At 59.6% G+C, this 13487-nt stretch carries 11 protein-coding genes; 4 read left to right on the forward strand and 7 right to left on the reverse strand.

Features of this window, described 5'->3' with window-relative positions:
- Window positions 1–45: 45 nt before the first annotated feature.
- The 7 genes from recO to lptF all read right to left on the reverse strand — a co-directional run bounded on the left by recO (window position 46) and on the right by lptF (window position 7569).
- Window positions 46–735, reverse strand: a complete 690-nt coding sequence (gene recO / locus GIR22_RS15950; RefSeq protein ID WP_154744268.1) for a DNA repair protein RecO — start codon at window positions 733–735, stop codon at window positions 46–48.
- Between the two features lie 97 nt (window positions 736–832).
- Complete coding sequence (era, locus tag GIR22_RS15955) at window positions 833–1735, reverse strand: GTPase Era (RefSeq protein ID WP_154744269.1); 903 nt, start codon at window positions 1733–1735, stop codon at window positions 833–835.
- The gene (gene rnc, locus GIR22_RS15960) at window positions 1728–2417 is read right to left on the reverse strand and encodes a ribonuclease III (protein ID WP_178122292.1); all 690 of its coding nucleotides are present in this window, start codon (window positions 2415–2417) and stop codon (window positions 1728–1730) included. The genes era and rnc overlap by 8 nt, the downstream gene beginning before the upstream one ends.
- Before the next feature lie 149 nt (window positions 2418–2566).
- Entirely contained in the window at window positions 2567–3421 is an 855-nt protein-coding gene (gene lepB, locus GIR22_RS15965) for a signal peptidase I (protein ID WP_154744270.1), read from the reverse strand.
- Window positions 3422–3426: 5 nt separating this feature from the next.
- Entirely contained in the window at window positions 3427–5226 is a 1800-nt protein-coding gene (gene lepA / locus GIR22_RS15970; RefSeq protein WP_178122293.1) for a translation elongation factor 4, read from the reverse strand.
- A gap of 152 nt (window positions 5227–5378) precedes the next feature.
- Entirely contained in the window at window positions 5379–6458 is a 1080-nt protein-coding gene (gene lptG / locus GIR22_RS15975; protein WP_178122294.1) for an LPS export ABC transporter permease LptG, read from the reverse strand.
- The gene (gene lptF / locus GIR22_RS15980) at window positions 6451–7569 is read right to left on the reverse strand and encodes an LPS export ABC transporter permease LptF (protein ID WP_154744271.1); all 1119 of its coding nucleotides are present in this window, start codon (window positions 7567–7569) and stop codon (window positions 6451–6453) included. The genes lptG and lptF overlap by 8 nt, the downstream gene beginning before the upstream one ends.
- Window positions 7570–7854: 285 nt before the next feature.
- On the opposite strand from lptF, the gene GIR22_RS15985 reads away from it, so the two are divergent.
- The 4 genes from GIR22_RS15985 to GIR22_RS16000 all read left to right on the forward strand — a co-directional run bounded on the left by GIR22_RS15985 (window position 7855) and on the right by GIR22_RS16000 (window position 13337).
- On the forward strand, window positions 7855–9342 hold the full coding sequence (locus tag GIR22_RS15985) for a leucyl aminopeptidase (RefSeq protein ID WP_154744272.1): 1488 nt from the start codon (window positions 7855–7857) through the stop codon (window positions 9340–9342).
- Window positions 9343–9504: 162 nt separating this feature from the next.
- Complete coding sequence (locus GIR22_RS15990) at window positions 9505–9933, forward strand: DNA polymerase III subunit chi (protein ID WP_154744273.1); 429 nt, start codon at window positions 9505–9507, stop codon at window positions 9931–9933.
- 7 nt (window positions 9934–9940) lie between these two features.
- Window positions 9941–10369 (forward strand): DNA polymerase III subunit chi, encoded by a 429-nt coding sequence (locus GIR22_RS15995; RefSeq protein WP_154744274.1) that lies wholly within the window; start codon window positions 9941–9943, stop codon window positions 10367–10369.
- Window positions 10370–10490: 121 nt separating this feature from the next.
- On the forward strand, window positions 10491–13337 hold the full coding sequence (locus GIR22_RS16000; RefSeq protein WP_154744275.1) for a valine--tRNA ligase: 2847 nt from the start codon (window positions 10491–10493) through the stop codon (window positions 13335–13337).
- Window positions 13338–13487: the final 150 nt, after the last annotated feature.

The raw sequence follows: 13487 nt of genomic DNA on the forward strand, positions 1-13487 counted from the left end.
GCTCCTGAAAAGGGAAGGAATCGGTGCACAGCATACACGGGGATCTCAGGGCTTTCGAAACAACTCGCGACTGACCAGCGGCCGGCCGCCCAAGTGCACGGCCAGGGCCTGGCGCATCAGGCGCTTGGCAGCAGACAAGGCGCCAGGTGCCGTCCAGTCGGCTTCGCTCATGGCCAGCAGCTCAGTGCCCTGGAACAGGCCGGGTTGCAGCAGGTAGACCCGCTCCAGCCCCGCGTCGACTTGCAGACGGTACATGCCGTCGGCGGCGATAGGGTCGCCGTGCAGGTCCTGGCTCAGTTCAAAACCGTAGCCGAGGTCGTCCAGCAAGCGCCATTCGAAAGCACGCAGCAGAGGCTCCAGGGGACGGCCTTCGGCCAGGGCCAGCAAGGTCGCGGCGTAGTGATCGAAGACGCCAGGGTGCGGATCTTCGGCGGGCAGCAAGCGGATCAGCAACTCATTGAGGTAGAGCCCGCTGAACAGCGCCTCGCCGTTGAGCCAACTGGAAGTGCCGATGCTTTCCAGGCGGCCGACGTTTTTCAGCTCGCCCTTGCCACGAAACTCCACGTCCAGGGCCACGAACGGCCGGGCCAAGGTCCCCGCCTTGCCTCGCGCACTGCGCAATACCGCTCGCAGGCGGCCTTGGGGCGTGAGGAAGTCCACCAGGGCGCTGGTCTCGCGGTAGGCGCGGCTGTGCAAGACGTAGGCAGGTTGGCTGGTGGGCGGGGTTTGGGACATGGGGGGCTCGCTAAGGGAACACGGTCTTCAAAGCGATAAGTAACACTGTAGGAGCAAAAGGGACGCCTAGTTCCTACAGTGTGGAGGTCGCAGTGGTTTACAGGTCGCCGTAACCCAACGAACGCAACGCACGCTCATCATCGGACCAACCACCCTTAACCTTCACCCACAGGTTGAGCATGATCTTGGAATCGAACAGCACTTCCATGTCCTTGCGCGCTTCGGTACCGATGCGCTTGATGCGCTCGCCTTTGTCGCCAATGATGATTTTCTTCTGACCATCACGTTCGACGAGGATCAGCGCGTGGATATGCAGGGTCTTGCCCTGCTGCTTGAACTCTTCGATTTCGACGGTGATCTGGTACGGCAGTTCGGCGCCCATCTGGCGCATGATTTTCTCACGCACCAGTTCGGCGGCAAGGAAGCGGCTGCTACGGTCGGTGATCTGGTCTTCCGGGAAGAAGTGCTCGTTCTCCGGCAGGTGCTGGGCGATCACCCGCTCCAGAGCTTCGAGGTTGTGACCGTGCTGGGCCGAGATCGGCATGATCTGGGCGTTCGGCAGTTGCTCCTGCAGCCAGCTCAGGTGCGGCATCAGCTCGGCCTTGTCTTCGATACGGTCGGTTTTGTTCAACGCGACGATCAGCGGGCCGGTGACGTACTGAACACGCTCAAGGACCATTTGGTCTTCGTCGGTCCACTTGGTGCGGTCCACGACGAAGATCACCACGTCGACGTCTTTCAACGCCGCCGAAGCGGTCTTGTTCATGTAGCGGTTAAGGGCTTTTTCGCCGCCTTTGTGCATGCCGGGAGTGTCAACGTAGACCGCTTGCACGTTGCCTTCGGTCTTGATGCCCAGCATATTGTGACGGGTGGTCTGAGGCTTGCGCGAGGTGATCGCCAGCTTCTGTCCCAGGATATGGTTCAACAGCGTGGACTTGCCCACGTTGGGACGGCCGACGATGGCAACATAGCCACAGCGTGTTGCGGTTGAATCAGTCATGGCCATTCTCCACGCCCAGGGCAATCAGTGCTGCGGCGGCCGCTACCTGTTCGGCAATACGACGACTCACACCCTGACCTCGGCTTTTTTCATTCAATAAGGTGATTTCACATTCGACGAAGAACACTCGGCAGTGAGGCTCACCCTGGATATCCACCACTTCGTAGCGTGGCAGGTCACACCCGCGGGACTGCAGGAATTCCTGCAGGCGGGTCTTGGGATCTTTGTTGGTGTCGACCAGCGTCAGGCTTTCAATTTCCGACGTCAGCCAGGCCAGTACCCGCTCCTTGGCCACTTCCATGCCCGCGTCGAGGTAGATGGCCCCGATCAGCGCCTCAAGGGCGTCGGCCAGGATCGACTCGCGGCGAAAACCACCGCTCTTCAACTCGCCGGAACCCAGGCGCAGGTACTCGCCCAGGTCGAAGCCACGGGCCAATACGGCCAGGGTCTCGCCTTTCACCAGGCGGGCCCGCAAACGCGACAACTGGCCTTCACGGGCTAGGGGGAAGCGATCGAACAGGGCTTCACCGGCGGCAAAGTTGAGGATGGCATCACCGAGGAATTCCAGGCGTTCGTTGTTACGCCCGGCAAAACTGCGGTGTGTCAGGGCAAGGATCATCAACTCCTGATCCTTGAAGGTGTAACCGAGCTGACGCTCGAGACGGCTTAAAGAAACGCTCACGGTTTACCCACATTCAATTCGTGGCACCGGCGGCCATCGACGATTAACGCTGTGTTCAAATTTACATCCTGGTGCGTATTGCACGGGAGCGGACGATTTGTCCAAGCCCCAGAAAAGCATGCGGCGCTGTGTACACAGCGCCGCATGGATTACTTGATCAGCCCGACCCGCGAGAAGTTCGGCAGGTGGCTGAGCTTGGGTTCCGGCCAGCTCATCCAGACCGCGAAGGCCTTGCCGACGATATTCTGGTCGGGAACCATGCCCAGCAGTTCTTTGGGAATGTTGGGATCATCCCAGTAACGGCTGTCATTGGAGTTGTCGCGGTTGTCGCCCATCATGAAGTAATGCCCGGCAGGCACTGTCCACTGGTTATCGGGCGGCGAGCGGTAGCGGCTCATTTCCTTGCGGATTTCATGCTCTGCCGCCCCGAGTTTCTCCTGGTACAGCTCGGCGCTGCCCAGGGTATTGGGTTCGGAACCGATCAGTTTTTCCGCCACCGATTCGCCGTTGACGAACAGGCGTTTGTCGCTGGTGTAGCGAATCACGTCGCCCGGCAAGCCGACCACACGCTTGATGTAGTTGACGTTCGGGTCGCTTGGGTAGCGGAACACCATCACATCGCCGCGCTGCGGATCACCGATCTCGATGATTTTCTTATCGAGCACCGGCAAGCGGATCCCGTAGGAAAACTTGTTCACCAGGATGAAGTCGCCCACATCCAGGGTCGGTTTCATCGACCCCGAAGGAATCTGGAACGGCTCCACCAGGAACGAACGCAGCACCAGCACGATAAACAGAACCGGGAAGAACGACTTGCCGTATTCAACCAGCAGCGGTTCCTTGTTCAGCTTCTCGATCACGACCACATCAGGCTGGCTGACGCTACCTTGATAAGACGCGATAGCCGTGCGCCGACGCGGGGCGAAGAACACCAGATCAAGCAACGCCAGGAAACCACAAACGGCAACGGCGATGACCAGCAACAGCGGAAAATTTAGTGACATAGGACCTAACTATCCAACCTGAGCACCGCAAGGAAGGCTTCTTGTGGAATTTCCACATTGCCTACTTGCTTCATGCGTTTTTTACCGGCCTTTTGCTTCTCAAGCAGCTTGCGCTTACGGCTGACGTCGCCGCCATAGCATTTGGCCAGTACGTTCTTTCTGAGTGCCTTGACGGAGGTCCGCGCAATGATCTGCCCGCCAATGGCGGCCTGGATCGCAACGTCGAACATCTGGCGCGGAATCAGTTCCTTCATCTTCTCGGTCAACTGTCGACCTTTGTAGTGCGCGTTATCCTTGTGCACGATCAGCGCCAGGGCGTCGACCTTGTCACCATTGATCAGCACATCCAGTTTCACCAGGTTAGCCGACTGATAACGATCAAAATGGTAATCCAGCGAAGCATAGCCGCGACTGGTGGATTTGAGACGGTCAAAGAAGTCCAGGACCACTTCGTTCATCGGCAAATCGTAGGTTACTTGCACCTGGGTACCGAGGAACAACATGTCGTGCTGCACGCCACGCTTTTCGATACACAGGGTAATGACGTTACCCAAGTGTTCTTGCGGCACAAGAATATTGGCCCGCACGATCGGTTCGCGCATGTCTTCGATAGACGACAGATCCGGAAGCTTGGATGGGTTGTCGACGTAAATCGTTTCACCGGTTTTGAGCACCAACTCAAAAATAACCGTGGGCGCTGTCGTAATCAGGTCCAGGTCGTACTCGCGCTCGAGTCGCTCCTGGATGATTTCCATGTGCAACATGCCAAGGAAGCCGCAACGGAAGCCGAAACCCAGGGCGTCGGAGCTTTCCGGGGTGTACTGCAACGACGAGTCGTTGAGGGTCAGCTTTTGCAGGGCTTCGCGGAAGTCTTCGAAGTCGTCGGAACTGACCGGGAACAGGCCCGCGTAGACCTGCGGCTGGATGCGCTTGAAGCCTGGCAGCACGTCGACGTCAGGGGTGGTGCTCAAGGTCAGGGTGTCACCCACCGGCGCGCCGTGGATGTCCTTGATACCCGCGATGATGAAGCCTACTTCGCCGGCTTTCAGATCAACGGTCGCGGTGTGCTTGGGGTTGAATACACCGACGCTGTCCACCAGGTGGATCTTGCCGGTGGATTTGACCAGGATCTTGTCGCCTTTCTTCACGCGGCCGTGGCGCACGCGTACCAGGGAGACAACCCCCAGGTAGTTGTCGAACCAGGAGTCGATGATCAACGCTTGCAGCGGATCTTCGTAGTTGCCGGTAGGCGCGGGAATGGTCTTGACCAGGCGCTCGAGGACTTCATCGACGCCCAGGCCGGTCTTGGCGCTGCACTCGACGGCGTCGGTGGCGTCAATCCCGATGATTTTTTCGATTTCTTCTTTCACGCGGTCCGGATCGGCCTGTGGCAGGTCGATCTTGTTCAGCACCGGCATGACTTCCAGGCCTTGCTCAATGGCGGTGTAGCAGTTGGCCACGGATTGAGCTTCGACCCCCTGCCCCGCATCCACCACCAGCAACGCGCCTTCACAGGCCGCCAGGGAACGGCTGACTTCATAGGTGAAGTCAACGTGGCCTGGGGTGTCGATGAAGTTCAACTGGTACTTGATACCGTCTTTGGCGGTGTAGTACAGGGTAACGCTGTGGGCCTTGATGGTGATCCCGCGCTCACGCTCGAGGTCCATGGAGTCCAGGACCTGGGCTTCCATTTCACGCTCGGCAAGGCCGCCGCACATTTGGATGAATCGATCGGCCAGCGTCGACTTGCCATGGTCAATGTGGGCGATGATGGAGAAATTGCGGATATGACTCAAATCACTCACGGATCAACACTCAAAAAGGCTGCAGGCAGACTGCCCGCTGAAAAATAGCCGGGAATTGTACCTGATGCTCGGGCCAGACGTCATCTTTGCTGACCATGAACAAAAATGCCCCAATCTTTCGAACGAGGCATTTTTTGTTCATACGGCCTGGATCAGCCGGCTCGACGCAGCAGCCAGAACCCGGCCAGGGCGCAGATAGCGGTCGGCACCAACACCGCAAACAGCGGTGAGAAGCCAAATACCAGGCTTGAAGGACCCAGCAGGTCCTGGGCGATACGGAAGGTGAAGCCCACCAGCACGCCGGTAAACACCCTCTGGCCCAGGGTCACCGAGCGCAGCGGGCCAAAGATGAACGAGATGGCCATCAGCACCAGCGCAGCCGTCACCACCGGTTGCAGGACCTTGACCCAGAACGCCAGCCAGTAACGGCCGTTGTTCAGCCCCTGTTCCTTGAGGTAGTGGATATAGCTCCACAAACCGGAGATCGGCAGGCTTTCCGGGATCATCACCACGGTATTGAGCAATTCAGGCTTCAACGAGATGTCCCATTGTTCTGTCGGTGAATTGATCACCTCGGTACTCGCCTGGGTGCCTTGTCCCGGATTACGGAAATGAGTAGTGGTAACTTCGCTCAATTGCCATTGATTGTCGCCGTATTGCGCGCGCCTGGCGAAGCTGGACGACAATATGTGCCGCTCTTTATCAAACTGGTAGCGGGTGACACCAATCAACAAGCCACCAGGCTGCACGGCGTTGATATGGATGAACTCATCGCCCTGGCGATGCCACAAGCCGTGCCGGGCGCTCTGAGCGTCACCGGAGCCCTGGGCCAGGGCACGATTGGCCTGGGCCGTGGACTCGGCTGGTGGCGCCACGTACTCACCAATCAACACACTGACCGCCATCAGCAGCAGCATGGGCTTCATCACCGCCCAGACGATACGAGCGATGGAAACACCCGCCGCGCGCATAATGGTCAGCTCGCTATTGCTGGCCAGGCTGCCCAGGCCGATCAGGCAGCCGATCAGCGCGGCCATCGGCATCATGTCGTAGAGCCGACGAGGCGCCGTCAGCGCTACGTAGCTCAATACGTCCATCACCGTATAGGTATCGCTGACGCTACCCACCTCATCAATAAAGGCGAACAGCGAAGCCAGGCCCAGGATGATGCCCAGTACCGCCAGGATCGCGACCAATACGCTGCTGCCAATGTAGCGATCGAGCTTAACCACGAGCCATCTCCTTCAGGCCACGACGGCTCTTCATTTTCAGACGTATGGGCTCCCAATAGAGTAACCCCAGGCCGATCACCAGGAAGATCCCGTGCACCCACCACAACCCCAGGGTTGGCGACAGCTTGCCCTTCTCCAGGGATCCGCGGGCGGAAATCAGGATAGTCAGGTAGGCCATGTACAGCAGGATCGCCGGCAACAATTTGAGGAAACGGCCCTGGCGCGGGTTCACACGGGACAGCGGCACGGCCATCAGGGTCACGATAAACACCAGCAACGGCAGCGAGATCCGCCATTGCAACTCGGCAATGGAGCGCAACTCCTTGCTGCCGAACAGGTCCTGCGTGGGGATGGCGTCGCGGTCGGTGACTTCGTTGCTGACATCCGGCCGGGCCAGCATCACGCCGTAGGTGTCGTACTTGATTGCGCGGTAATCGGCCATGCCTGGGCTGCCATCGTAGCGGTAGCCATTTTCCAGGATCAGGTAGCGGCTGCCGTCAGGACGCACTTCCTGGCGGCCCGAGTCGGCCACCAGCACGGAAATGCCACGGTCTTTCTTGTCCTGGCCCAGACGCTTCTCGGAAATGAACACCCCACCCAGATTGGCGCGATCTTCGGACAGTCGCTCGGTGTAGGTCACCCGCGTACCGTCGTTAAGCGCCTGGAAGCGCCCCGGCTCCAGAGTATCGAACTCGGTCATGGCGTCCTGTTTGTTGAGCACCAACTGGAACTGCATGGCCCCCTGGGGCGCCAGGCTCAGGCTCAACCAGGCCACGATCAACGCGACACCTGTGGCCGGGATCATGGTCATCGCGAGCAAGCGCTGCTGGCTCATGCCGGTAGCCGAAAGCACTGTCATTTCGCTTTCAAGGTAGAGCCGGCCATAGGCCAACAAAATCCCGAGAAACAGGCCCAGCGGCAAGATCAACTGCAAAAAGCCCGGCAGGCGAAAGCCCATGATCAGGAACAGCGAACCTGGGTCCAGGGCGCCCGAGGCAGCCTGGGCCAGGTACTTGACGAAACGACCACTCATGATGATGACCAGCAATACCGCACTCACGGCACTCAGGGTCAACAGGACTTCGCGGGATAGATAACGGAAGACGATCAAACCAGACACTCCAGGGTTGTCAGGCTAAGGCGGCCAAACAAGCAAGCATACCGAGTCGACCCGTTTGGACAGGCCGGCTAATAAAGATGGCGCATTATCCTGTGATTGACCACGCCTGTCACTGCGCATGCGAAAGCACGCGCACAAAGCTGCCCGCAAGGGTTGTCAGGCTGCGCTTGCGAGGTTCAAACTGCGGCCTTTGTCGCAGGCCACCTATAGGCGGCCAGGCTTATAAAGCCGGCGGTACAGACGCCTGGCTCTCAGACCTCATCAAGGGACCCGAACATGGAACTGGTTGTAAAAAGCGTTAGCCCGCAAACGTTGAAAACCGCCACCCTCGTGGTTGCCGTCGGCGAAGGCCGCAAGCTGGGTGTTGCTGCCAAGCAGTTGGACGAACTGAGCGGCGGCGCCATCAGCGCAGTCCTCAAGCGCGGCGACCTGGCCGGCAAAGTCGGCCAGAGCCTGCTGCTGCAAAACCTGCCGAACCTCAAGGCTGATCGCGTATTGCTGGTAGGCGTAGGCAAGGACGCCGAACTGGGCGACCGCCCATTCCTCAAGATCATCAGCGCCATTCTCACAACCCTCAAAGGCCTGGGCGGCAGTGATGCGACGCTGGCCCTGGACGAAATCGTAGTCAAGGGCCGCGACAGCTACGGCAAGACCCGCCTGCTGGCGCAAACCCTGGCCGATGGCGAATACACCTTCGACCAATTCAAGAGCCAGAAAGCCGAACCCCGCGCCCTGAAAAAAATCACCCTGCTGACCATCAAGGCGGCCCAGGCTGAAGTCGAGCGCGCCGTGAACCACGCCCAGGCCATTGCCAGCGGCATGGCGTTCACCCGTGACCTGGGCAACCTGCCACCGAATATCTGCCACCCGACCTACCTCGGCGAGCAGGCCAAGGCGCTGGGCAAGGAGTTCAAGGGCCTGAAAGTCGAAGTGCTGGACGAGAAGAAGATCAAGGAACTGGGCATGGGCTCGTTCTACGCCGTGGGCCAGGGTAGCGACCAGCCGCCACGCCTGATCGTCATGCAATACAACGGCGGCAAGAAGTCCGAGAAACCGTTTGCCCTGGTCGGCAAAGGCATCACCTTCGACACCGGCGGCATCAGCCTCAAGCCGGGCGCCGGCATGGATGAGATGAAATACGACATGGGCGGCGCCGCCAGTGTCTTCGGCACCCTGCGCGCCGTGCTGGAGCTCAAGCTGCCGATCAACCTGGTGTGCATCCTCGCCTGTGCCGAGAACATGCCGAGCGGCGGTGCCGCCCGTCCAGGCGATATCGTTACCACGATGAGCGGCCAGACCGTGGAAATCCTCAATACCGACGCCGAAGGTCGCCTGGTGCTGTGCGATGCGCTGACCTACGCCGAGCGTTTCAAGCCGCAGGCAGTGATCGACATCGCCACCCTGACCGGCGCCTGCATCGTTGCCCTGGGCTCTCACACCTCGGGCCTGCTGGGTAACAACGACGAGCTGATCGAGCAACTGCTCAGCGCCGGCAAGCAAGCCGACGACCGCGCCTGGCAACTGCCGCTGTTCGACGAGTACCAGGAACAACTGGACAGCCCATTTGCCGACATCGCCAACATCGGCGGCCCGAAAGCCGGCACCATCACGGCTGCCTGCTTCCTGTCGCGCTTTACCAAGAACCTCAACTGGGCTCACTTGGACATCGCCGGCACCGCCTGGACCAGCGGCAAGGACAAGGGCGCCACTGGCCGTCCAGTGCCACTGTTGACCCAGTACCTGCTGGATCGAGCCAAGGTGTAAACACTCCGCGCACCCTTCACTGTAGGAGCAAGCTTGCTCGCGAAAAGCCTGGGAACGACGTGCTCATCCGGCATGAGCGCGTCATCGTTGACGGCCTTCGCGAGCAAGCTCGCTCCTACAGTGGGCACGTGAACAGCTCTCCAGGCCGTTCCAGGAACCGCAATGACCCAAGTCGACTTCTATATATTGCCCAGCACCGACCCTTCGGCACGCCTGGACTTTGCCTGCAAACTCACCGAGAAAGCCTGGCGCATGGGCCATCGCATCTACCTGCATTGCAGCGATGCTGCCCAGCGTGACGAGCTCGACGCTCGCCTATGGCGCTTCAAGGGCGAAAGCTTCGTGCCCCACGGCCCCGCCGAATCGGAGCCCGACGGCCTGGTGGTGCTGGGTTTGGGTGACAGCTGTGGCGATCACCATGACCTGCTGGTCAACCTGGACCTGAAAGTGCCGGTCTTCGCCAAGGGTTTCGCCCGTGTGGCCGAAGTGGTGGTAGAAGACCCCGCTATTCGTCAGGCTGCGCGGGAGAGTTTCCGTTTCTACCGCGAACAGGGCTATTCTCTGCAAGACCACCGATTACAGCGACTCTGAGCACACGATGGACACTCCAAATCAGCTAAAACCGTCTGACCATCTGCTGGATGACCTTGAGTCGATCCGCCAGTTGTTGGGTGATGACAACCTGCAGCCACCGTTGCTGAACGACGTGGCCAGTGACGTACAAATTCCATTATTGTTCGATATGGTCGGTGCCAAGCCTGCGCTGGTATCAGTCGAAACGCCTGATGCAGAGGCTGTTCCGGTTCCGGTTCCGGCTCCACCACCTGCGCAGGCTTCAGCTGTCGAACCCGAGGCCGAAAAAGCTCCGGACGCCCTGCTGCTGCACCTGGACAACGAGCTGCGCGCCGCCGCTCAACTGATCATGCAAGACGTGATTGACGACTTCGCCCCGCATATCGAAACAGAAATCAAGCGCCGGCTGGATGCTCGGTTGGAGCGGCTGATCGCCGCGGCTACAAGCAACTAACTACAAACGGCAAGAAAAGCCCCCGCTCGGTATGCAGCTCATAGCCTGTAGCTTGCAGCTGCTCCCCCCCGCTATACTTGTCGGCTTTCCTGAACAAATGCCAACTAGGGTCCCGCCGCGCATGGATAAGACCTACCAGCCGCACGCCATTGAAACTTCCTGGTACCAGACCTGGGAGTCCGAGAACTATTTCGCCCCGCAAGGCGCCGGCGATTCATACACCATCATGATTCCGCCACCGAACGTCACTGGCAGCCTGCACATGGGCCATGGCTTCAACAACGCGATCATGGATGCCCTGATCCGTTTCCGTCGCATGCAGGGCCGCAACACCCTGTGGCAGCCAGGTACCGACCACGCCGGTATCGCCACCCAGATGTTGGTGGAACGCCAACTGGAAGCTGCCGGCCAGAGCCGCCACGACCTGGGCCGCGAGAAATTCCTGGAGAAAATCTGGGAATGGAAGGATCAATCCGGAGGCAACATCAGCCGCCAGATCCGTCGCCTGGGTTCGTCCGTCGACTGGAGCCGCGAGCGCTTTACCATGGACGACGGCCTGTCGGAAGCGGTGAAAGAAGCCTTCGTACGCCTGCACGAAGACGGCCTGATCTACCGCGGCAAGCGCCTGGTCAACTGGGACACCAAGCTGCACACAGCGATTTCCGACCTCGAAGTGGAAAACCATGACGAGAAAGGTTTCCTCTGGAACCTGAAATACCCGCTGGCCGACGGCGCCAAGACCGCCGAAGGCAACGATTACCTGATCGTCGCCACCACCCGCCCGGAAACCATGCTCGGCGACGCCGCCGTAGCCGTTAACCCGAACGACGAACGTTACCAGGCCCTGATCGGTAAGTTTGTTGAATTGCCATTGGTTGGCCGTCGCATCCCGATCATCGCTGACGACTACTGCGACCCTGAATTCGGCACCGGCTGCGTGAAAATCACCCCGGCCCACGATTTCAATGACTACGAAGTCGGTAAGCGTCACAACCTGCCGTTGCTGAACATCTTCGACAAAAACGCTGCCGTACTGCCAGCCTGCCAGGTGTTCAACCTCGACGGCACCCTGAACGACAGCGTCGACGGCAAGCTCCCGGCTGAATATGCCGGTCTCGACCGTTTTGAAGCACGCAAGCAGATCGTGACCGCCTTCGACGCCGCCGGTTTGTTGGTAAGCGTCGACGATCACGCCCTGAAAGTGCCGAAGGGCGACCGTTCCGGCACCGTGATCGAGCCTTGGCTGACTGACCAATGGTACGTATCCACCCAAGCGCTGGCAGAGCCTGCCATTGCTGCCGTGGAAGACGGCCGTATCCAGTTCGTGCCGAAACAGTACGAGAACATGTACTTCTCGTGGATGCGCGACATCCAGGATTGGTGCATCAGCCGTCAGCTGTGGTGGGGTCACCGCATCCCGGCCTGGTACGACGAGTCGGGCAAAGTCTATGTGGGCCGCGACGAAGCCGAAGTTCGTGCCAAGCACAACTTGGGTGCGGACATCGCGTTGCAACAGGACAATGACGTACTGGACACCTGGTTCAGCTCGGGCCTGTGGACGTTCTCGACCTTGGGTTGGCCGGAAAAAACCGAGGCCCTCAAAACCTTCCACCCGACCGATGTGTTGGTGTCCGGTTTTGACATCATTTTCTTCTGGGTTGCCCGGATGATCATGCTGACCATGCACCTGGTGAAGAACGAGGACGGCACGCCGCAGGTCCCGTTCAAAACTGTCTATATGCATGGCCTGGTGCGTGATGGCCAAGGCCAGAAGATGTCCAAGTCCAAGGGCAATGTCCTGGACCCGCTGGACATCATCGACGGCATCGACCTGGAAACCCTGGTGCACAAACGCACCTCGGGCCTGATGCAACCGAAACTGGCGAAGAAAATCGAGAAGCAGACCCGCGACGAGTTCGCCGACGGCATTGCCAGCTATGGCACTGACGCCCTGCGTTTCACCTTCTGCTCCCTGGCGTCCACCGGTCGTGACATCAAGTTCGACATGGGCCGCGTGGAAGGCTATCGCAACTTCTGCAACAAGATCTGGAATGCCGCGCGCTACGTGCTGGATAAAGGTGAAGACTGCGGGCAGAACGGCGAAGCCTTCGAACTGTCCCTGGCAGATCGCTGGATCATCTCCCAGTTGCAGCGCACCGAAGCCGAAGTGACCCGCCAACTCGACCAGTTCCGTTTCGACCTGGCGGCACAGGCCTTGTACGAGTTCATCTGGAACCAGTACTGCGACTGGTACCTGGAGCTGTCCAAGCCAGTGCTGTGGGACGAAAACGCGCCGGTCGAACGTCAGCGCGGCACCCGTCGTACCCTGGTTCGCGTACTGGAAGTGGCGCTGCGCCTGGCACATCCGTTCATGCCGTTCATCACCGAGGAAATCTGGCAGCGCCTGGCGCCGCTGGCCGGTATCGAAGGCAAGACCATCATGCTGCAACCTTGGCCGGTGGCCAATGAAGCGCGCATTGATGAGGCCGCCGAAAGCGATATCGAATGGCTCAAGACCCTGATGCTCGGCACGCGCAACATCCGCGCCGAGATGAACATCGGTCCTGGCAAGCCGCTGGCAGTGTTCGTGAAGAACGCCAGCGCCGAAGATCAGCGTCGTCTCAGCGAGAACGATGCACTGCTCAAGAAGCTGGCAAAGCTGGAGTCGATCACCGTGTTGGCCGCTGGCGCTGAAGCACCGCTGTCCGCGACCGCCCTGGTCGGTGAGATGGAAGTGCTGGTGCCGATGGCAGGCCTGATCGACAAAGGCGCTGAACTGGCGCGCCTGGACAAGGAAATCCTGCGCCTGCAAGGTGAAGTGCAACGCGTCGGCGGCAAGCTGTCCAATGCTGCGTTCGTTGACAAGGCGCCGGCTGAAGTCATCGAAAAGGAACGCGCCAAACTGGCTGAGGCTGAACAGGCCCTGGGCAAGTTGGCGGAGCAACATGCACGGATTTCCAGCCTGTAAGGTGCGAGCCGTGTAAGAAAGAGGCCTTAGGGCCTCTTTTTTTTGCGCAACGATCGACGATCGCTCCCATGCTCTGCGTGGGAACGATCACCGGGCTTGGTCAGGAATGTGGGACAATGCCCGCCACTTTTGAAACAACCCCAGAATCGA

It is taken from the genome of Pseudomonas karstica (genome assembly GCF_009707515.1).
Taxonomy (GTDB): Bacteria; Pseudomonadota; Gammaproteobacteria; order Pseudomonadales; family Pseudomonadaceae; genus Aquipseudomonas; species Aquipseudomonas karstica.

What these genes read in the sequence shown, in the direction of transcription:
- GIR22_RS15995 (WP_154744274.1), top strand. Translation starts at nt 9,941, where the DNA reads ATGGACACTCCAAATCAGCTAAAACCGTCTGACCATCTGCTGGATGAC.
- GIR22_RS15985 (WP_154744272.1), top strand. Translation starts at nt 7,855, where the DNA reads ATGGAACTGGTTGTAAAAAGCGTTAGCCCGCAAACGTTGAAAACCGCC.
- era (WP_154744269.1), bottom strand. Translation starts at nt 1,735, where the DNA reads ATGACTGATTCAACCGCAACACGCTGTGGCTATGTTGCCATCGTCGGC.
- recO (WP_154744268.1), bottom strand. Translation starts at nt 735, where the DNA reads ATGTCCCAAACCCCGCCCACCAGCCAACCTGCCTACGTCTTGCACAGC.
- GIR22_RS15990 (WP_154744273.1), top strand. Translation starts at nt 9,505, where the DNA reads ATGACCCAAGTCGACTTCTATATATTGCCCAGCACCGACCCTTCGGCA.
- GIR22_RS16000 (WP_154744275.1), top strand. Translation starts at nt 10,491, where the DNA reads ATGGATAAGACCTACCAGCCGCACGCCATTGAAACTTCCTGGTACCAG.
- lepB (WP_154744270.1), bottom strand. Translation starts at nt 3,421, where the DNA reads ATGTCACTAAATTTTCCGCTGTTGCTGGTCATCGCCGTTGCCGTTTGT.